This window comes from Sphingomonas sp., from assembly GCF_003248515.1.
Taxonomy (GTDB): domain Bacteria; phylum Pseudomonadota; class Alphaproteobacteria; order Sphingomonadales; family Sphingomonadaceae; genus Sphingomonas_I.
Genome location: NZ_QFOB01000014.1, coordinates 19,698 through 38,592 on the forward strand (window position 1 = coordinate 19,698; position 18,895 = coordinate 38,592).

Sequence of the window (18,895 nt, forward strand, 5' to 3'; positions counted from 1 at the left end):
TTTGGGAAGCTCAGTTGCATGGTCTCCCGGCCGACTGGTCCCGCGCATGGGTTTGCGGTTCGCCAGCGGCAAGCCGCCGGCGGATTGCACCAAGGATCGCAGCAAGATTGTCCATGCTCGGATTGCCATTCGTGGACAGCATGCGGTGCAGGCTCTTGCTGGGCTTATGGATATCGGCGGCGAGCGTCTCGAAACCTACCGCTGCATTGACCAGTTCGCGCAGCATCAGTCGGGCGGTCTGCGGTTCGCCATTCAGCAAATTTTCGGCGGCTTCATGAAACAACGCCGTTGCGAAGCCAGGGTCTCGCTCCACACGCGCCTTCATCATATCTCCAACGCTGCGTGTCAGCATCGACGCTGTTCCATATCCCGTTCTGGCTACGATCGAAAAAGCGCCACGTTTTAACATTTCCGCAGATGCGTGAGCGCGGGGTAACAGATACGTTACCCATCGCGCTAGCTTTATTGTGGGGATGCGGCCCCTTGACGTCGCAATGTCGCTCGGCCGAACCGTGGTTCGCGGCAAATCTCATAAGTCCGCATCAAAGTTGGCCACGATATTTGAGGACTATTTCCGACAGCGCGAACGAAGGAAAGAACGACAATGCGACGCGATGATCGGCGTGCGGAAAATTGTCTCGGAGAATCTGAAAGCACTGCGGTTCGTGCGCAAGGTTTCGCAGGAAGAGCTGGCGGCCGTCGCCGGGATCGACCGCAGCTACATCAGCGATCTCGAGAACGGAAAATACGGCCTGTCGATCGACAAGCTCGAGAATCTGGCCGAGGCACTGGGCATCGCGCCATGGGAAATGCTGCACCCGTTGACCGCGACCAAAGTCCGCAAGCCCGATACGGCGGACTGAGCAGAAGCGCGTCTCCATTCAACCGTCATGGCCAAGCCATGCGGCCGGTCCTGCCGTGATTGAACGCCGTGCGCCGGAGGCAAGGCGCTGGACCTGTAGCCGGCAGGAATTGGCGGTCACGCGCCAGCGTGGTCCGGCAGCATCGGCACCGAACAGCACGCCTGCGATTTCGCGATGTATAGCGCCGGACGCAAGTGCGTCATGCACGCGCAGCATCCTGACCCACCGGCCCGCGCGTCGCTCTGCCGGATAAAGCGAGCGGGAGAAGCGGCCGCTGCGCGCCAGAGCCAGGAACTGGCGGAGCGCCAGTATCTGCCGCCCCGTGTCAGCGATCCCATCGATCCGCCAGCGCAACGCGACGGGTCCGGTCGCCAGACTGCCAGAGATCATGTCTAGTCGGACCGAATGGAGACCATCCGATAACAGGACATGCTCGCCGCGATCGGCGAGGAGCGTCGCGAAGCGAGAGAGACAGGCGAGGTCGAACATGTCGGGGCTTTGTGCCGTCAGAGCTTCCGCGTGCAGCACGGCGCGATCCATGCCCGCGCACCAGAACGGCCGGGCGGACAGTGCATCAAGCGACGGATCCTCATAGCGCAACAGCCCGAAAGCCGACGCCGCCATGCTGTCGGTGCCATAAGCATCGATATAGGCTGGCGTGCGCCGCAGCCATTCCCAGGCGAAACAGCGGCGGTCGCCGGTAAGCAGACGGGCATAGGCTTGCCCGTCCCACCAATCGTCGCCGGCAACCACCGCAGGCGCTCCGATGCCTTGCGATCACTAGCCGCCCAACAATCCCGCCTTTGCGGCCTCCTGTTCGGCGACATGGTGTCGCAGCGCCTCTGCCTGGTCGGCCCGCAAGGCATCAGTCGCCGCGCGATATTCGGCCGCATCGCCCCATAGGAGAGTTGATGGACATTGCCCCTCGACATTGCCGAGATTGGGCCGATGCTGGGCATAGCCGATCAGCGCGGCGAGCTCGGGCGAGAAGGCCCGCGCAATCTCGGGCGGATAGACCAGCCACTGGTTCTCGAAGGGCTTCAGCCAGCCGAGACAATAGCTCACGATCAGGCCGCGACGCGGTAAGGGCGTCCGGTTCTCGCCGCCGCCGTGCAGCGTGCTGCCGAGAAAGACCAGCATATCGCCCGGCGCCATGTCGGCGACGATGGCTTCTTCCTCGCGAACCGACGTGCCGGTGTGATGATTGCTGCCCGGCCAGAGGCGGGTCGTGCCATTGTCGGCGGTAAACGGCGTCAGCGGCCAAATGATGTTAATGAGATATTCGACCTCGCCCTTCGGACCCTGCCACATATCCTCGTCGCGATGGGGATATTGCGCCAGCGCGTCGCCATGGATCTCGACCGCTTGGGTCAGGTTGAGCGCGATCCGGTCGCAGTACGGACCGAGCATGGCTTCCGCGAGCCCCAGTGCGAGCGGATGCTGGACGAAAGCCGCGGCGTGAGCGGATCGGGTCAGTAGGCTGCCGAACCGCTTGGTCCGCCGGCCGTAGAAATCGCCGTCGCAGAAGGGCGTCTGCGCGAAGCGCGCGTCCAGATCAGCGCTCAGTGCCTCGGCCAGCGACCGCGCCACGACATTGCGGATAATTGTATAGCCCTGGCCGCGCAGTTCGGCGGCGTGGAAGTCGAGGTGCGGGTGCATCGTCCCGCTCCTCATGCCGCGGCCGCGACGGCCGAAACCGGAGCGGGCGTGTAGATGCCGGTGCGGATAAGCCGCGCGGGCGTGTCCTCGTCGATCTCGATGCGGAAGGCGCCGAGCGCCATTCCGCCGATCTCGCGCACCGGGCCGAGCGGCGCGGCCTCCCAGCCCATCGCCAGCACGCTCGTCCGGAAACCCGGACGCACCACGCCGGTCAGCGTACGGATGCCCGACAGGAGCGCATGATCGACCATTGCGCTGATGAGGCGATTGCGGACCTCGAGGCGGCAGGCTGCGCCCAACCGCGTCGGCAGGCACAGGCGGGTGATCTCCCAGATCTCTGGGCCGCAGGGGACCGCCCGGTCGGATAATGCCGGGAACAGGTCGGCGAGGATGTGGGCACCGGTCGACGGCAGCAGCCGTATCGACCCGCGATGGAGGCCGTCTTCCCCGACATCGACGACATAGGTAGCCTCGTCGGTATCGAACTGGTCGATCTCGAAGCGGTCGGCGACGATAGGCACATCCCAGCGCATGAGATCATGGAACAGGCGCCGCCGATCCTCGAACATGGCGGCGTCGACGGGATGATCGAGGCAATAGCCTCTGAAGATGCGGATCATGGATATGGCTCCCGAACAAAAGGAGCCGCACAAGAAGCAGCACGGGCCGTCGCAGTCTGTTCACCCGGACGGGGGAATGGACGGCACGAAATCTATGTATCCGAGCGCCACCGCCCGATAGACCAGCTGGGCGCGGGTGATGACATTGAAAAGGCGGAATGCCGATTTGACGTAGGTGCGCACGGTTTCGAGGCCGATGCCGAGAATGTCGGCAATGTCCTGATCGGTCTTGCCCTGTGCGATCCAGTACAGGCATTCCTGCACGCGCGGCGGGAGCGGCCTTTGCAAGGACTGGCCCACCCCTAACCCCATGATGCGGCGCGCGGCCTCGAAGGTGATGCGGCCGATCGACTCCATGATCAGTTGGCGCTCCAGCCCGACGGGGCGCGCTGAGCGGCTAGCGAAGCTGATCGAGGCTTCCGGCTCACCGGGCACGTTGGTCGGGATGGTGAAGCCCTCTCGCATACCGACACGGTAGGCGGCATCGACGATCGTCTGCTGCTGCCGCGAAAGGTCGCTTCGTTTCAGCACATCCGACCAGAGGAAGCCGGAAACCCGGCGGCGGGCGATCGACAGGATCGGGTCGATGACATTCTGGCCGCGTCCGATCAGCCGGCGATCCCAGCCAGCCGGATAATTATCATGTCTTATCAACAGCGGCGAACCGCGGAGCAGGCTCCGCGAATGGAGCATGGCGATAAAGGGGAAGCCCATATCGCTGGCCGCGCTTTCAACCAGCGCCGTTAGCACGGCCATGCCATCCGCCGCCTCAGCGAGTTTCCGGAAATCGGTGATGACCTGCGGCAGCAGCATGGGCTACCGCACCCATCTACCAGTTCTCACCTTCGTTACCGGGCGGATCATAAGCCCGAAAATCTTTCGGCGGAAATATCGAAGTAGAAAACTGTTGTGGACTATTTCCTACAATAACCGCACATTGGATGTTTAGCATCTCGAAGTGCTCCTCTCGCGCCTTCGAGTCCATAGACGGCTGACGAGCATCTTTCCGTTGAACACTATTTCCATGAGATCGGAAGGTTTTAGGGCGCATCGAGAGTATTTGCTTTCGGCAATGGCCAGATAACTGATTGAGCACGGCGATTTCCGTCACCCTCTCTCGTTCGATCGCGATGTACTTGACGCTGCCTTTCAACCGGCGTGCACCGAACCATATAAAAATTTGAGACGCCCCATCGGAAATGGAGTCTGCGACCGTCTTCTGAGATGATGGCAGACAGGATCAACTGAATGGATCCACTGATGTGACGCGAAACCGGCGCGAGATTGTCGCCTGGGTGGGAAGCCATGTGGTTCCTCACGAGGCGGATCTGCGCGCCCGGCTCAGGCGAATGGCCGTGCCGGAAGACGAGGTCGGGGATATCGTTCAGGATGCCTATGTGAAGATCGCCCGGCTCGACGATGTCTCGCACATCCGCAGCGGCCGGGCCTATTTCTTCTCGACCGCGCGATCCGTGCTGCTCGATCGCATCCGGCATAACCGCATCGTGCGGATCGACAGCCTGACAGAAGCAGACGCGCTGGCGCTGGCCGACGACGATCCCGGTCCGGAACGGCGGGCCAGCGCGCGTCAGGAACTGGAGCGGGTCCGGCGGCTGATCGCGGAACTGCCCGACCGGTGCCGGGTGATCTTCGAGATGCGCCGGATCGAAGGCGTGCCGCAGCGGGAGATCGCCGAACGGCTCGGTATTCCGGAACATACGGTGGAGGCGCAGGCGATACGGGGCCTCAAGCTGATACTGAAAGCGATCGCGGGAGAGAGCGTCGAAGCGATGCCATCACCGCGAGGGAGCAGGAAAGAGAGTGAACGTGACGAGCAGCGCCATGAATGACGACGACGCCGCGCGCTGGGCGATCCGGCTTGGCGAAGGGGCGCTGACCTCTGCGGAGGAGCAGGCGCTCGATGACTGGCTGCGCGCCGATGAGCGGCGGCAAGGTGCGTTGCTGCGTGCCGAGGCGGCGCTTGCCTATCTGGATCGCGGTCGCGCACTGGCTGATGCACCTACCGAAACATCGAATGACGACGATCCGTCGGTCTGGACGCGCCGCCGTTTCCTGATCGGCGGAAGCACCCTTGCGGGGCTGACGGCGATCGGCGCCACCGGCTTCATCCTGACGCGCCCCGCGCCGATCGAGATTAGGACCGCATTGGGCGAAATCCGGCGCGTGCCGCTACCTGACGGGTCAGTGGCCTCGGTCAATACTGCCAGCGACGTGGCAGTGACCATGGCGGACAAGCGCCGCGACGTGCGATTGAACGACGGCGAGGCTTGGTTTCAGGTGGCACACGATAAGAGCCGCCCGTTCGTAGTCGAGGCGGGCAAGGTCCGGATACAGGCGGTCGGCACCGCATTTTCCGTTCGCCGTCACGACAAAGGCATCGATGTGCTCGTCACCGAGGGCGTGGTCGAAGCCTGGGTCGAGGGACATGAGGGACAGCGCACCCGGATCGCAGCCGGATCAAAAAGTTTTATAACCGACGATGCCCGGCCGATCAAAGTTGCGTCCGCCGACGGCGCGATTGATAGAACCCTGTCCTGGCGAACGGGAGAATTGGCTCTCAACGGCGAGAGCCTTGATTATGCCGTGGCCGAACTGAACCGCTACAATGCGCGCAAAATCGTGATCGATACCCCAGCCCTAGGACGGGAATCACTCGTGGGTTATTTCCGCGTCGATCAGCCGGAAGCCTTTGGCCAAGCGATCGGCGCGACGATGCGCGCGCGCTTGCGGGTTGAAGGTGACACCATTCACCTGTCCCAGTGATCCGTGAACTTTTTTTGACAACCCGCATCGGAAGGGTTCCACTCGACCGTCCTTTCTTCAACGGCCGCAATGTTTGCGGTTGCGGGGAGAAATATAATGCGGGGACTTTCCGGACTTTCGGTTCAACAGCAATTGATGGCGGGCGCAGCAGCGGCCGTGATGATGGTGAGTGCCAGCCCGGCGATGGCTCAGACGAGGACGTTCAATGTGCCCGCGCAATCGGCGTCGCGTAGCATTCCGATTTTTGCCAAGCAGGCTGGCGTTCAGATCATCGCCAGCGGCAGCACCGTCCAATCAAAGCGCACCAATCAGGTTCGCGGTAATTTCTCCGTCGAGGAGGCGCTGCGGAGATTGCTGGAAGGGACGGGCCTAGTAGCCTCTCGCGTGGGTTCAAATGGCATCATCACTATCCAAGCGGCCCCGATGGGGGAAGCCATCGCCGGAGGCGCCGCGGCCAATAGCGAGGGTGCTGAGATTGTCGTAACTGGAACGCGAGTTGAAGGCGGTGAGACTGCATCCCCGACGACAGTGTTGCGAACCGATCAGATTCGGATGGCAGGGCAAACCAACGCCGGCGAAGCAATGCGCGCACTCCCACAAAACTTCAGCGGCGGGCAAAATCCCGGTGTGACTGCGGGTGCCATTGGCATTACCAATCAGAATCTCAATTCCGGCTCGTCCCCTAACCTGAGAGGATTGGGAGCCGATGCTACTCTCACCCTACTGAATGGTCACCGCCTCTCGTTCGGGTCCTTTGTCCAGGCAGTGGATGTCAGTGCAATTCCTCTCGCCGCCATCGACCGCATCGAGGTTGTCCCCGATGGGGCGTCGGCTGTTTACGGTTCAGATGCTGTGGCCGGCGTAGTGAATGTCATTCTGAAGCAGAACTACAATGGCCTGTCCCTGCTGACCAATGTCGGCGGCGCAACCGATGGCGGCGACTTCAAGCAACAATATAGCGCTGTCGCTGGTCGAACATGGTCCACGGGGGGAATCATGGCCGCATTCAGCCATGACGAAAATTCTGCGATCTTTTCCAATCAGCGCGAATTTACGAAATATATGCCAGCCGGAAACACGCTGTACCCCAAAATAAATCAGAATAGTCTGGTAGTTTCTGGAAGGCAGAACATTTCTTCGAGTATCGAGGCGTACCTTGACGCCACCTACAATGTGAGAACTGCGTTTTCCTCACAAGCCACTTCTTCCGGGTATGTGTACACAAATACCCCAACGACCCGCGACTTTTCAGTATCGCCTTCCGTCCGGCTGTCTCTGGGCTCCAAATGGGATTTACGTGTTTCAGGCACGTACGCTCGCAGCAAGACCGAATATGACCAAACTACCTTCTATAATGGTGCAGCTAGTGCAAGGACTCGCGGTTGTTATTGCAATGTTTTGGGCGGTGTTGAAGCCTACGCATCGGGACCATTAGCCACTATCAACGGCAATACCCTCGATCTCGTTGCCGGAGGTGGGTACCGTTACAACCACTACGAAACAGTGCGCTATACTACTTCAGCTACAGATAACGATGGCTCCATTAGCAGTTTCTACGCATTTTCTGAAATATCTGTACCGTTTGTAAAGCCTGGTCAAGGCTCTCCATTATTGGAAAAGCTGATCGTAAACGCAGCGTTGCGGTATGAACGCTATCCACAAATTGCGTCTGTAGCCGTGCCCAAGATCGGGATGATTTACGGGATCTCACCGTCGGTCGAGATAAAGGCTACTTGGGGTAAATCCTTCAAGGCTCCAATGCTGTATTATAAGTTTGCCGATAGATTGGCTTACCTATACCCCGTTTCATATTTTGGTGGAGAGCAGAGATTTAATAATGGCTCAATACTACTGGTTGACGTTGGCGGCAATACGAACCTCAAACCAGAAAAGGCAACCTCTTGGTCCACGACTCTTTCGGTCCATCCTGTCAGTATACCGCGACTGAACCTGCAAGCCACATATTTCCATGTTAACTACAAGGATCGGATCGTTCAGCCCGTACCCGGCGCGGCGTCTTCGAGCGTATTGTCCGGGAGTTCGCCCTACGATTCATTTATAACGTACGACCCGTCCCAAAGCGTAGTTGACGAAATTTTAGCAGGAGCTGACAATACATACAATTACGGTGGAACTGGGGCCGAGAATAACATCGTTGCCATTCTCAACAATAGATATGTAAATGCAGCTCGCCAAAATATTCATGGCATTGATATATCAATGAACTACAGATTCCTGCTCGATTCCTCTTCTATTTTGATAAACTCAAATGGATCTTGGCTGTGGTCTAATCAGAAAATCAGTGAAAGCTTGCCGGTCACACCGCTTGCCGGGACGATATTTAATCCCCCTCGCTTTAAAGCACGAGCCAGCCTCGGTTGGGCGAATGATGCTTTATCTCTGATGACCTACGTCAATCATATGAGTGGCCTGGAAGATAATCGGTCCACCCCATCCGTACGAATAGATTCACAGACGACGTTTGATGCTTCGATCCGGTATAATACACAGAACCACGATGGGCCGCTTCAGAATGTAAGTATAATCGTGAGCGCGCAAAATATCTTCAACAAAAGGCCGCCGTACGCTAAACCCACTAGCGGTCAGTCCTATTACGTCAATTATGATTCAACCAATTACTCATCTATTGGTCGCTTTGTAAGTGTAACAATATCAAAGGATTGGTAATTAAATCAGCTTTTTACAAATCCATGGGTATGGTTATGAGAAAAAATATATTTCAATCTGCGCTAATAATCATCATACTTACCGCCTTCACACCTTCGACATTGCGGGCTCAGACGCACCGCTGCGCCCTGTCTACTGGCCAAACGGATACCAATAAAAAAAGGGATATCTCAACGGATGATCTCCTCCGGCTGAAAGATTTCGGCAGTCTGCTAACTTCCATTTCCACCGATCCCTTTCAGGTCGCGCCCGATGGGTCGCTGCTGGCGCTACATCTGAGACGGGCTGATGCGGTGGCGGACAGCTACTGCACCGCTATCGTTCTTGTACCCACGCACGGCCACGGACAGCCGACAGTTATCGATGATGGTGGGGAAATACTCCCATTTTCAGGTTATCGATTCGGTGTGGGGCAACCCCCGCTAGGCGTTCCCAAAGACGAGCTTCTGCGCTGGTCGCCGTCGGGTAATGCGCTTGCCTATATCAAAATCTTCGCCGACCGCTCCGAGATTTGGCGGTACGACCTAGGCAAGCGTAGTTCGCAAAAGCTATTGACCAGCCCGGTGGATATCGATGCGTTGGCTTGGTCCGATGACGGGAGAGCAATTCTTTATTCCAGCCGTCCTGGGACGATCGATGCGCTCGCGGCGATCACTATAGAGGGACGAAGCGGATATCACTATGATGGTCGCTTCGTACCATATGCCAGTGATCAGCCATTTGTGTCATCGGATATTCCGCTCAGGAATTTTGCGATTGATCCGAACAGCGGCGAACCCGTGGCGATGCAGCCCGCGCCTGAAAATTTGCTCTACCCTTCTTCTGCGTGGCCCAAGGGCACTATCGCCTTCGCCACCTCCGCCGGCGGTGCCAACGCTGCTTTTTCCTACACTTCCGGCAAGCTCTATCATGAAAAGCCTCAGCTAAAGGCAACCATCGCTGATCGAGCTTTCGATTGTCAGCAGCCGTCATGCTCTAATGTTCAGGGACTGTGGTGGTCTCCCGATGGTAAGACGCTTTGGTATGAACGCCGAGCGGGTATCGCTGATAGTGTTACAGAATTTTATGCCTGGAGGCCCGGGCGGGCGGCGCCTAGTCTCCTATTGAGTACGCAAGACGCCATCTTTGGCTGTAGGCTCGTGCAGGTCGAACTGGTGTGCGCACACGAAGGTTCGACCAGCCCCCGCTCAATTGTGGCAATTTCATTGCGTGACGGTACGCGGCGATCCGTGTTTGAGCCCAACCCAGAGTTCGCCTTGCTAGCGCTGGGAACCGTAAAGCGCTTAGAGTGGACCAACTCCTTCGGCATTTCGACCTTCGGCGATCTCGTGCTCCCGCCCAACCGGAAGGACAATCGAAGGTTGCCCTTGGTGGTCGTACAATATGATTCTCGCGGCTTTCTGCGAGGAGGAACCGCGGATGAATATCCCATCCAGGTACTGGCAACTCATGGATTTGCCGTGCTGAGTTTCAATCGTCCGCCCCGGTATGGCAACACGTTGCCTGTAACGAACGAGCAGGAATATATGCAGGCCAACAACAAAGGATGGATGGATCGAAGAAGTAATGTTTCGTCATTCGAAACGATCATCCAACGGCTGACGAACGAAGGGATTATCGACCCTCGGCGCGTGGCTATAACGGGGCAAAGCGACGGAGCGTCAACTGCTACGTACGCGTTGGCGAATTCAACTTTGTTTTCGGCTGCGATCCTGAGCACTTGCTGCCAAGCTGATACTATGTTGGCATTCGGCGGCGAAGGCCTCGCCGACTTTTATATCCAAGGCGGTTATCCCGTTTCGCGTTATTTCGACCAGAGCTTCTGGCGCGATGGCATGCTGGAGAGCGCTGTAAAGGCTCGTCCTGTCCCATTGCTTATCCAGGCGTCGTCAGTCGAGTTTCGTTTAGGTCTGACCACATACAGCGAGCTACGTCATCGTGGATGGCCGATCGATATGTACGTCTATCCCGACGAAGGCCATGTGAAGCTTCACCCCGCCCATCGATCAGCCGTCTATCGGAGAAACGTGCAATGGCTGGAGTTCTGGCTGAATGACGAAGAAGAACCCGATCCAGTAAACCAAAGCCAATATGATCATTGGAAAAACTTGAAAGCCAAATACTCTACTCCCTGATCTCGAGATATCCACTTTGGTAAAGAGGTTGGATCACCACCGCGAAAGCGGTGGAAACCTTCTCCAGACCAGCTACGCCTTCCCCCGAAGTGGCCTTATCTGCGAGTGAGCGCAGAGGGAGAAAATGAAAATCGGTCCGCATGCATTCTCCTGCCTCGAAGGATGCCCCATCCACGATCGTTCACCCTTTTCCGAATGATGTGTTGGTGCTATTGTTGGTGCAGGTGCTTTCCCGCCATAGATATTTGGGAAAGATCAGCCGCTTGGGTGCCCAATAGGAGTGTTCTTCTGGCACCAGTTGCCGCCTCTGGATTCGTCCAGAGGCGTCCAGCAACAGGCTGGTTTCAAAGCATAATTTCATCGACGATCGCTGGCAACCGTCCGGGTTGATCCAGCAAAATCCAGTAAATGTTACACAAAATGTGACACATTCTGCGTCTGCTGGATCGGCCCGGAGAAAACCGGGATCACGACGATGCTGACGCAGCTCCATATCACCTCGGCCAAGCCCAGGGCGAAGTCCTATACCCTCTCCGACGGCCAGGGCCTCTCGCTGGTCGTCCAGACGACCGGCACGAAGATCTGGCGATTCCGTTTTCGATACGGCGGCGCGCCCAGGACCCTGCATGTCGGAACCTGGCCGACCGTCTCGCTCGCCGAAGCGCGCGACAAATGCCGCGAGGCGCGCAGGGCGATTGCCGCCGGGCTCGATCCGGTCCTCGAGAAGAAGCGCGCGCGGATCACGGCGCAGTTCGCCGCGGCAACGACGTTCAGGGACGTCGCGCTCGAGTGGCTTGCCAAATGCGAGAGGGAGGGACTGGCCGAGGTCACCCTCGCGAAGATGCGCTGGCTGCTCGACATGGCCTATCCGATGATCGGCTCGCACCCGATCAACGGCATCACGCCGATCGAGGCCCTGTCCGTGTTGCGCAAGGTCGAGGCCGATGGCCGATACGAGAGCGCCCGCCGCATGCGCAGCGTCCTCAGCCGGATCTTTCGCTACGGCATCGCGACCGCGCGCTGCGATCGGGACGTGGCGGCCGACCTGCGCGGCGCGCTGACGACGCCGAGGGCCACTCATCATGCCGCGATCACGGACCCCGAAGAGGTGGGTATCCTGCTGAAGACCATGGACGGTTATCCCGGCCGGGCCGTCACGAGGATGGCCATGCGGTTGTCGCCCCACCTGTTCGCCAGACCCGGCGAGCTCCGTCAGGCCGAGTGGTCGGAGATCGACGTAGACAAGGCGCTCTGGTCGATCCCGGCCAGCCGGATGAAGATGCGCCGGCCTCATCGCGTACCGCTGTCCCGCCAAGTGCTGGCGATGCTGGAGGAGTTGCGCGAGATGACGGGCCGCCATCTCTATCTTTTCCCGTGCGTCGGCAACCTGAGGCGGCCCATGTCCGAGAATGGCGTCAATCAGGCCCTGCGTCGCCTCGGTTACGGGCAGGGCGAAATGACGGCGCACGGCTTCCGGGCGACGGCGGCGACATTGCTGAACGAGATGGGGCGGTGGAATCCGGACGCAATCGAGCGGCAGCTGGCGCACCAGGAAGCGTCGTCGGTGCGCCGCGCCTATGCGCGCGGCGAATATTGGGACGAACGCGTCGTCATGATGCAGCACTGGTCGGACTATCTGGATGGCCTTCGCGAAAACGCGAAAGCGCCGAGGGCCCCAAGAGCCGACACCGTCAAGTCGCGACTGCGCACGTCGAAAGCCGGGCGACAGCGAGGCCGCCCCGCGGGAAGGCCGGGCAGAACCAGCTGAGCACCGGGCCATATTCCCGATCGGAGAGACGGTGGAGGGGGGACTACCCCGCCGCGCGTCTTACCGATCGGGGATGATCGATGTTGAGCGAGGGATTTTGCCGGTGATGTTACCGATCGGGAATAGGGACGCCGTCGCCATCGATCGCGTCGTTCGGCCAGAACTCAGGGCACAGCGGTTACCCCGCAAGCAGCTTACAGTGGCGTCCGTCTTCGGTGTGCGCCTCATGGTCGATCTCGAGGCAGGCAGGCCTGCCGTGCCGCTGGCCAACGCCCACCATGTGCTCGTTACGTCCGGCTGCGACCTTTCCCTCGTGAAGCCGTCGGGGCCGAGCCGATGAGCAACGTCCTTTCGATCTGGTGGGGTGATGACCTCGCCGGCCATCTTCGGCTCGATCGCTACGGCGAGATGCAGTTCGCCTATGTCGCCGGGTGGCTGGCAGACGATACGAGGCCGGCATTGTCCTTTTCGCTTCCGAAACGGATCGAGCCCTACGGTCGCCGTGAGTGCCAGGGTTTTTTCGAGGGTCTGCTGCCCGAGGAATCGCAACGCATCGCGATCGGCCGTGCCTTGGGCGTGTCCGCCGGGAACGACTTCCGACTGCTCGAACAGCTGGGTGGCGAGGTTGCCGGCGCGCTTACGCTGCTCCCGGACGGAGACACGCTGCCTGATCCGTTCGATCGGGGCCCCGACGTCCTCGACGACCCGCGGTTGCTGTCACTGCTGGAGCGTTTGCCGGCCCGCCCCATGCTGGCCGGCGAGGGCGGCCCTCGACTTGCCTTGGCGGGTGCCCAGTCCAAGCTCCCGGTGCTCGTGGTCGATGGCAGGATCGCGCTGCCGGGTCCGGGGCAGCCCACCAGCCATATCCTGAAGCCGCCGATCCCACGCTTCGAAGGCACGACCGAGAACGAATATTACTGCATGTCGCTGGCGCGTGCGATCGGGCTGGACGTCGCGGGCGTTGCGATCCGGACCATCGCTGACCACGCATTCCTGCTTATCGAACGTTATGATCGTCGGCGGGATCACGAGGAGCGACTGGTACGGCTGCATCAGGAGGACTTCGCGCAGGCGCTGGCCTTTCCGTCGCGGCGCAAATATGCCAGCGAAGGTGGGCCGACGTTCAGGGACGGCTTCGGGCTCGTCCGCAAGGCGACGACGCGCCCGGCCGGGGACATATTGAAGCTGGCGGACGCTGCCATCTTCAATCTGCTGATCGGCAATGCCGACGCCCATGCGAAGAACTTCAGCCTGCTGCACGTCGATGGAATGGTGCGGCTCGCACCATTGTACGACCTCCTGTCGACCGTCGCCTATCCCGATCTGTCGCCCAAGCTGGCCATGAAGATCGCGAAGAAGAGCACGCTGGAGGAGATCGAGCCGCGACACTGGGATCGCTTCGCTGAAGACGTCGGCATTGAAGCATCCCACTTGCGGTGGCGTGTCAGGGAAATCTCCGAAGCCTCCCTCGGTCAGATCACGGTCGCCGGGAGCGCCCTCGATCGCGCGCTGCCAAGGGCGAACCGCTTCGAGCCGTTTGCGAACCTGATTGCGGGCCGTGCCCGGCGCCTCATGCTGAAGGCATGATGACCGTCACGCCCCGATGAGGGTCTTCAGGCTCCCATAGAGGACCAATGTGGCTCGACCGACCTTCACGGTTTCGAGATCGCCGGTCTGGATCAGCTCGTAGAGTCGGGATCTGCTCAAGCCCGTGATCCGCACGGCGGTCGAGATGCGCACCGTGAGCGGCTCAATCCTCTGCTCCCATGCGCGCTCGATCATCTCTACCTCCCTGGCGCGCGGCGTTGCCGCGCAGGGTGGATCGTAAACCGGGATGCGACCGTTGGGTCAGTTTCTGTCTGGTGCAGCCGCGGTGCTATCTGGTGCCTGCATGACGGGAGGTTAGCCTCGGCTATCGCCGCAACAGCTCATCCTCCGTAGCCGGACGCACGGGGCGGTCGAAGCGCCCGGTATTCACGTCGGCGCGCAGGAGCGCATAAGCGACCTGATAGCCTTCGATCCGCTGCATCCGCTGCGCATAGGCGCGCCGATGTCCGGGAGTATCCGGCTCGACGCGGAGCCGGGCCACGCCGCGAATTTCCGGTGCGCGATGATGCGTCGGCAGGGCGATCAGGATATCACCCTCGGCGCGATCGATCAGATAGGAGCGGTCTCCCGCCAGCGAGACGGATGCGTCATAGGCCGTGCGCGTGAGGTCGGTGACCATGTCCGTATCGCGAACGGCATAATGGATGGCGGGATCGACAGGAAACAACGGTTCGGCATCCAGCGCATCGCCGTCGAAGATCCACGGTTCAAACCACAGGGCGCCGATCCGGGCAAGCGTGGCGACCCGCTCCCAGAACGCGCTCCAGGCGGCTGCTCCCTCCAGCTTGTCGATCCGATGGACCTGGGTCCATGCGCCGGCAGCAGATTGTTCGCTCCCCAACTCGAGCGCCCAGACGGCATTTGCGCCGGCCTCGAGCAGTTTACGTGCGGGATGATGCGAGGGAGGGTTCTGTCGAAGGACATCCAGCGGTACGCCGTAGGTCGCATCGGTCTCGACAAGACCATAAAGGTCCCCCAGCATCCGCAGCAGCAAGGCATCGCCAACTTCACGGATCCGGCGAAGTACCGGTGTTTCACCGGCCAGTCCGGTGATGATCTGGACCGGCAGGAAGATCGGGTCCGCATCGCGGTCGAGTGGTGGGAGCCGGTATTGCGGCATCGTCCGGGTCGAGGCCTCGGTACGACTGACAAGGCCGTGGCCGATCAGTTCCTCGATCGCGCGCATGGCCCGTGGCTTGCCTATGCCAACATATTCCTCGCATGCCTTGGCCGACCATTTCGTGAGCTGGTGATCGCTTCCCGTGCCGGCGAGAAGCACCAGATAGGTCAGGACGAAATTGAGCCGATTTGCGGTTTCCAGCGCCCACAAGCGCTCCCAAAGATCCCGATCGAGTGCGAAAAACAGCCGTCCGCGACCGCGCCCCCGGACAGCTCGACCCTCAATGCCGGCCTCGTGCTCCACCTGAAAATTCCCACCGGACGCAGTCTTCCACATCAATATAAGCGCCGGATAGCACGACAATCTGTCCCTATCAAGGTAATTAAGGATATTAAGGAAATTAAGGATAACCCGACTATATCAAGGTATTCCAGAAAATAGGATCGTGCAGTTTTTATGATTTTCGCCTATGAATTTTGCTGGAATTACAAGCACTAAAAGCGAAAGTACGCGCAACGTTAAAAGCGAAAATCCGTGCAACAGCAAAAGCGAAATATGATACGCGACAGGTATGGCACGCCCTCCGAACAAGCTCGCGGATTCGCTTCAGGTGCTCCACGACCTCCAGGCTGCCGGCCGGACTGCCATCCGCTCCTCGGATCTTTCGCGTACGATGCGCGAACGTCTGCAGGACGCGGGCTTCCTGCGTGAGGTCATGCGGGGCTGGTACATTGCCAGCCGCCCGGACGAGCCAAACGGCGAAAGCACAGCATGGTATGCAAGCTTTTGGGGCTTCTGCGCTGAATATCTGACCGAACGCTTCGGCGAGGACTGGGTCATCGGTCCGGAGCAATCGCTGATCCTGCACGCCGGCAATCGCACGGTGCCGACACAGCTCCTCGTCAGGGCCAAGGGCGGCCGGAACAACCCGACCGGCCTGATCCATGGAACCTCGATCTTCGACACCAATGTCGCCCTGCCGCCATCTGCGGATCGGGTTACGCTTGAAGAGGGCGTTCACGCTTACCGGTGCGAACCCGCCCTCATCCTCGTGTCCGCGCAATTCTATCTCGCGCATCCGACGGATGCGCGCGCGGTCCTGGCGTCGCAAACCAATACGAGTGAACTGCTCGCCCGACTGTTGGACGGCAACCATTCAGTGGTTGCCGGACGTCTGGCCGGCGCCTTTCGCAACATAGGCCACGATCGCGTTGCCGACGACATTCTCGGCGCCATGAAGAGTGCAGGATTTGACGTTCGCGAGGCAGATCCGTTCGAACGACCGTTGACTTTCGCCCTGCCGCGTGACCCATCGCCTGCTTCCAACCGGATCCGGCTCATGTGGCAGGACATGCGGCAACGGGTCATCGACGCGTTTCCCCCACCCCCCCGGGTCAACGACGTCGATGCCTACCTCACGCGCGTCGAAGAGAATTACGTCAACGACGCCTACAACTCGCTGTCGATCGAGGGCTATAAGGTCAGCAAGGAGCTGATCGAGCGGGTTCGCGACGGCAACTGGAATCCCGACGCCAACGAAGCGGACAAGAGGCAGCGCGATGCGCTCGCTGCCCGCGGCTATTACCAGGCGTTCCAAGCCGTGAAGGCAAGCCTGGGGCGTATCCTGTCAGGCGACAATGCCGGCGACGTTGCCGATCGCGACCATCAGACGTGGTATCGCGAGCTTTTCGCGCCGAGCGTTCAGGCAGGCATCCTGACCGCGGTCCAGCTGGCAGGCTACCGGAACATGCCGGTCTACATACGCGGCTCGCGGCATGTGCCGATGGGGCACGATGCGGCACGCGATGCCATAAGCACCTTCTTCGAATTGCTTCGTGATGAGCCGGAGGCATCGGTCCGGGTCGTGCTCGGCCATTATATCTTCGTGTTCATCCACCCCTACATCGACGGCAACGGTCGCATCGGCCGCTTTCTTATGAACGCGATGATGGCGTCGGGTGGCTATCCATGGACGGTCATCCCCGTGGCCCGGCGAGACGAATATATGGCGGCACTTGAGGCAGCCAGCGTCGATGGTGACATCGGCCCATTCGCCGATTTTATCGCCGGTCTCCTGGAAGCACCCGCTATTTGAATCCGGACCACGCCGAAGCGATCCCCGATCCGGAGCGGACGCGCTAAGCGTTCGTCATGATTTGCCCCGGGACCGCATGAAGGCGCGATCCCCTTCAAGGTAGCTGGCAAGGATGGCGGGAATGAGCTCCGTGACCGCCTCCTCCCGGCCGTAGGCATCCCGATAGGCGGCCGCGTAGGCCGCCAGATCGGCTGCCAGGTCGGGCATGATCATGATGCTGAGTTTTACCGGGGTCCGGTCCGGGAGCCTGGCGAGCCTGATCTCGGGCATGAAGCACTCCTATTTTTGCAGGGGCGAGAAGACGAGGTCGCGATGGACGACGAGCCGGACGGGCGCGCCGGGCCGGATCGTGATCGTGGGCTGAACCCCGAGATTGCGTTGCGTGATCTGGTCGCCCGCACGAGAGACATTGTCCTGCATCGACATCCGGATCGCCTGAACGAGATCGCTCTGCCCGGAGAGCGCGAGCTGGGAACTCACGCCGAGCAGAGTGGACAGCGAGACCGCTTGAAGCGCGTAGGATCATCGATAGCGGTGACGAAGGTCAGCGCAGTGACTGGCCCCACGCCCGGAATGTCGAGAAAGCGCCGGCAGAGTTCGTCGCGTGCAACGATGTGAAGAACCAGCTTGTGGAGCTTCACATATTCCACCCATAGCGCCGCGCGGGCGCGCAACATGCAGTCCATCAGCCCGCTGGAAAGCTGATCGTCAGCCACGGCATCGCGCACCGCCTGGTCGAAATCGCGTCGCCCGATCGTCTTCAGCCGGATGCCGAACGACTTGAGCGAATGGCGGATCGAGTTCTCGAGATCGAGGAATTTGCGCTTGAGATTGCGCCGCTGGATGAGCAGCAGGCGCACGCGATAACAGGCCTCGGTCTTGATATGGGCGGCGCGATACCATCCCGTCCGGACGATGTGCGCCAATCGGCGGCAACTTGCATCCTATGCGGGTCTCGCTCCGACACCTTGGCAGAGCGGGTCGATCAGCAACGAGCAGGGCATATCGAAAGCGGGCAATCCGCGCCTGCGATCGATCATGGTCCAACTCTCCTGGTTCTGGCTGCTGCATCAGCCGGAGTCGGATCTATCGCGCTGGTTTCATGAGCGAGTGAAGCTCGATGGCGGGCGCCGCAAGAAGGTGACCATCATCGCGCTCGCGCGAAAGCTGCTCATCGCGCTTTGGAAGTTTGCACGCCACGGCGTCGTTATCGAGGGAGCGGTCCTGAAGGCCGCCTGATACTATCGTCTTCCAGTTCGCCGGCACGATCGAGCCGGCGGATCCGGGTGAACGGACCGACACCCCCGCTGGCTTAAAATGCCGCCCGCGAAGAATGGTCCCGTTCCCTCTGAGCCTGCCCGACGGATTCGGGGACTTGGTGCGGCTGCTTCGAGCAGCGACCGTATGTGAGGTTGGACTGGTGAGCATGCTCGCCTGGCCATCGACGGAGCTCAGGCCTGGATCACAATCGGAAAGGAAATCTCAAAGCCAATTCCCAAATCCATTCGATCGTACAGTCGGTCTCGCCCTCGGCGTGACGTGCCATCCGAATGCG

The 18,895-nt window shown here is 60.1% G+C and carries 18 protein-coding genes and 3 pseudogenes; 10 read left to right on the top strand and 11 right to left on the bottom strand.

Annotation, left to right across the window (positions count from 1 at the left end):
- Window positions 1–10: 10 nt before the first annotated feature.
- Entirely contained in the window at window positions 11–352 is a 342-nt protein-coding gene (locus DI605_RS18180; protein WP_293976667.1) for a transcriptional regulator, read from the bottom strand.
- A 262-nt stretch (window positions 353–614) separates the two neighbouring features.
- On the opposite strand from DI605_RS18180, the gene DI605_RS18185 reads away from it, so the two are divergent.
- Window positions 615–863, top strand: a complete 249-nt coding sequence (locus DI605_RS18185) for a helix-turn-helix transcriptional regulator (protein ID WP_293976668.1) — start codon at window positions 615–617, stop codon at window positions 861–863.
- Window positions 864–881: 18 nt separating this feature from the next.
- Here the strand turns inward: DI605_RS18185 and DI605_RS18190 are convergent, their stop codons facing one another.
- The 4 genes from DI605_RS18190 to DI605_RS18205 form a co-directional block, all read right to left on the bottom strand.
- The gene (locus DI605_RS18190; RefSeq protein ID WP_293976669.1) at window positions 882–1,616 is read right to left on the bottom strand and encodes a DUF2285 domain-containing protein; all 735 of its coding nucleotides are present in this window, start codon (window positions 1,614–1,616) and stop codon (window positions 882–884) included.
- 27 nt (window positions 1,617–1,643) lie between these two features.
- Complete coding sequence (locus DI605_RS18195) at window positions 1,644–2,522, bottom strand: phytanoyl-CoA dioxygenase family protein (RefSeq protein WP_293976670.1); 879 nt, start codon at window positions 2,520–2,522, stop codon at window positions 1,644–1,646.
- A gap of 11 nt (window positions 2,523–2,533) precedes the next feature.
- Window positions 2,534–3,091, bottom strand: coding sequence for an acyl-homoserine-lactone synthase (locus DI605_RS18200; RefSeq protein ID WP_293976671.1), 558 nt, complete (start codon window positions 3,089–3,091; stop codon window positions 2,534–2,536).
- 111 nt (window positions 3,092–3,202) lie between these two features.
- Window positions 3,203–3,955, bottom strand: coding sequence for a LuxR family transcriptional regulator (locus DI605_RS18205; protein WP_293976673.1), 753 nt, complete (start codon window positions 3,953–3,955; stop codon window positions 3,203–3,205).
- Window positions 3,956–4,449: 494 nt separating this feature from the next.
- Between DI605_RS18205 and DI605_RS18210 the strand changes: the two genes are divergently transcribed.
- The 4 genes from DI605_RS18210 to DI605_RS18225 all read left to right on the top strand — a co-directional run bounded on the left by DI605_RS18210 (window position 4,450) and on the right by DI605_RS18225 (window position 10,749).
- Window positions 4,450–4,992, top strand: coding sequence for a sigma-70 family RNA polymerase sigma factor (locus tag DI605_RS18210; protein ID WP_293976796.1), 543 nt, complete (start codon window positions 4,450–4,452; stop codon window positions 4,990–4,992).
- The gene (locus DI605_RS18215) at window positions 4,985–5,926 is read left to right on the top strand and encodes a FecR domain-containing protein (protein ID WP_293976675.1); all 942 of its coding nucleotides are present in this window, start codon (window positions 4,985–4,987) and stop codon (window positions 5,924–5,926) included. The genes DI605_RS18210 and DI605_RS18215 overlap by 8 nt, the downstream gene beginning before the upstream one ends.
- Before the next feature lie 96 nt (window positions 5,927–6,022).
- Window positions 6,023–8,614, top strand: a complete 2,592-nt coding sequence (locus DI605_RS18220) for a TonB-dependent receptor (protein WP_293976677.1) — start codon at window positions 6,023–6,025, stop codon at window positions 8,612–8,614.
- 35 nt (window positions 8,615–8,649) lie between these two features.
- Window positions 8,650–10,749 (top strand): Atxe2 family lasso peptide isopeptidase, encoded by a 2,100-nt coding sequence (locus DI605_RS18225; RefSeq protein WP_293976679.1) that lies wholly within the window; start codon window positions 8,650–8,652, stop codon window positions 10,747–10,749.
- 181 nt (window positions 10,750–10,930) lie between these two features.
- Here the strand turns inward: DI605_RS18225 and DI605_RS18230 are convergent, their stop codons facing one another.
- Window positions 10,931–11,242: a hypothetical protein gene (locus DI605_RS18230; protein WP_293976681.1), complete on the bottom strand. Its 312-nt coding sequence runs from the start codon at window positions 11,240–11,242 to the stop codon at window positions 10,931–10,933.
- Between DI605_RS18230 and DI605_RS18235 the strand changes: the two genes are divergently transcribed.
- The gene (locus DI605_RS18235; protein ID WP_293976683.1) at window positions 11,225–12,517 is read left to right on the top strand and encodes an integrase arm-type DNA-binding domain-containing protein; all 1,293 of its coding nucleotides are present in this window, start codon (window positions 11,225–11,227) and stop codon (window positions 12,515–12,517) included. The two genes, DI605_RS18230 and DI605_RS18235, sit on opposite strands and share 18 nt — an antisense overlap.
- Window positions 12,518–12,853: 336 nt before the next feature.
- Complete coding sequence (locus tag DI605_RS18240; protein ID WP_293976685.1) at window positions 12,854–14,104, top strand: type II toxin-antitoxin system HipA family toxin; 1,251 nt, start codon at window positions 12,854–12,856, stop codon at window positions 14,102–14,104.
- Window positions 14,105–14,110: 6 nt separating this feature from the next.
- Here DI605_RS18240 and DI605_RS18245 read toward each other — a convergent pair whose 3' ends face one another.
- Together DI605_RS18245 and DI605_RS18250 are read right to left on the bottom strand one after the other, a co-directional pair.
- A complete protein-coding gene (locus DI605_RS18245) occupies window positions 14,111–14,299 on the bottom strand; it encodes a DNA-binding protein (protein WP_293976687.1) in 189 nt (62 codons plus the stop codon).
- Between the two features lie 130 nt (window positions 14,300–14,429).
- The gene (locus DI605_RS18250) at window positions 14,430–15,311 is read right to left on the bottom strand and encodes a hypothetical protein (RefSeq protein WP_293976689.1); all 882 of its coding nucleotides are present in this window, start codon (window positions 15,309–15,311) and stop codon (window positions 14,430–14,432) included.
- Between DI605_RS18250 and DI605_RS18255 the strand changes: the two genes are divergently transcribed.
- Both DI605_RS18255 and DI605_RS18260 read left to right on the top strand, forming a co-directional pair.
- Entirely contained in the window at window positions 15,282–15,686 is a 405-nt protein-coding gene (locus DI605_RS18255; protein ID WP_293976691.1) for a hypothetical protein, read from the top strand. The genes DI605_RS18250 and DI605_RS18255 overlap by 30 nt on opposite strands.
- 232 nt (window positions 15,687–15,918) lie before the next feature.
- Complete coding sequence (locus DI605_RS18260; protein ID WP_293976693.1) at window positions 15,919–17,340, top strand: Fic family protein; 1,422 nt, start codon at window positions 15,919–15,921, stop codon at window positions 17,338–17,340.
- A 54-nt stretch (window positions 17,341–17,394) separates the two neighbouring features.
- On the opposite strand, the gene DI605_RS18265 is transcribed toward DI605_RS18260, so the two are convergent.
- The 3 genes and pseudogenes from DI605_RS18265 to DI605_RS18275 all read right to left on the bottom strand — a co-directional run.
- Complete coding sequence (locus DI605_RS18265; RefSeq protein ID WP_293976694.1) at window positions 17,395–17,610, bottom strand: DUF2274 domain-containing protein; 216 nt, start codon at window positions 17,608–17,610, stop codon at window positions 17,395–17,397.
- A 9-nt stretch (window positions 17,611–17,619) separates the two neighbouring features.
- Window positions 17,620–17,787: pseudogene (locus DI605_RS18270) on the bottom strand (TrbI/VirB10 family protein); the annotation flags it as partial.
- Window positions 17,788–18,266 (bottom strand): annotated as a pseudogene (locus DI605_RS18275) (transposase); the annotation flags it as partial. It abuts the pseudogene before it with no gap.
- Between DI605_RS18275 and DI605_RS18280 the strand changes: the two are divergent.
- Window positions 18,265–18,579: pseudogene (locus tag DI605_RS18280) on the top strand (transposase); the annotation flags it as partial. The pseudogenes DI605_RS18275 and DI605_RS18280 overlap by 2 nt on opposite strands.
- Window positions 18,580–18,895 lie beyond the last annotated feature (316 nt).

Excerpts from the sequence above, each read along its gene's own strand:
- DI605_RS18245 (WP_293976687.1), bottom strand. The coding sequence starts at position 14,299 with ATGATCGAGCGCGCATGGGAGCAGAGGATTGAGCCGCTCACGGTGCGC.
- DI605_RS18230 (WP_293976681.1), bottom strand. The coding sequence starts at position 11,242 with ATGGAGCTGCGTCAGCATCGTCGTGATCCCGGTTTTCTCCGGGCCGAT.
- DI605_RS18220 (WP_293976677.1), top strand. The coding sequence starts at position 6,023 with ATGCGGGGACTTTCCGGACTTTCGGTTCAACAGCAATTGATGGCGGGC.
- DI605_RS18250 (WP_293976689.1), bottom strand. The coding sequence starts at position 15,311 with ATGCGCGCGATCGAGGAACTGATCGGCCACGGCCTTGTCAGTCGTACC.
- DI605_RS18225 (WP_293976679.1), top strand. The coding sequence starts at position 8,650 with ATGAGAAAAAATATATTTCAATCTGCGCTAATAATCATCATACTTACC.
- DI605_RS18240 (WP_293976685.1), top strand. The coding sequence starts at position 12,854 with ATGAGCAACGTCCTTTCGATCTGGTGGGGTGATGACCTCGCCGGCCAT.
- DI605_RS18185 (WP_293976668.1), top strand. The coding sequence starts at position 615 with ATGATCGGCGTGCGGAAAATTGTCTCGGAGAATCTGAAAGCACTGCGG.
- DI605_RS18265 (WP_293976694.1), bottom strand. The coding sequence starts at position 17,610 with ATGCCCGAGATCAGGCTCGCCAGGCTCCCGGACCGGACCCCGGTAAAA.
- DI605_RS18260 (WP_293976693.1), top strand. The coding sequence starts at position 15,919 with ATGCGCGAACGTCTGCAGGACGCGGGCTTCCTGCGTGAGGTCATGCGG.
- DI605_RS18235 (WP_293976683.1), top strand. The coding sequence starts at position 11,225 with ATGCTGACGCAGCTCCATATCACCTCGGCCAAGCCCAGGGCGAAGTCC.
- DI605_RS18205 (WP_293976673.1), bottom strand. The coding sequence starts at position 3,955 with ATGCTGCTGCCGCAGGTCATCACCGATTTCCGGAAACTCGCTGAGGCG.
- DI605_RS18195 (WP_293976670.1), bottom strand. The coding sequence starts at position 2,522 with ATGCACCCGCACCTCGACTTCCACGCCGCCGAACTGCGCGGCCAGGGC.
- DI605_RS18180 (WP_293976667.1), bottom strand. The coding sequence starts at position 352 with ATGCTGACACGCAGCGTTGGAGATATGATGAAGGCGCGTGTGGAGCGA.
- DI605_RS18215 (WP_293976675.1), top strand. The coding sequence starts at position 4,985 with ATGAATGACGACGACGCCGCGCGCTGGGCGATCCGGCTTGGCGAAGGG.
- DI605_RS18200 (WP_293976671.1), bottom strand. The coding sequence starts at position 3,091 with ATGTTCGAGGATCGGCGGCGCCTGTTCCATGATCTCATGCGCTGGGAT.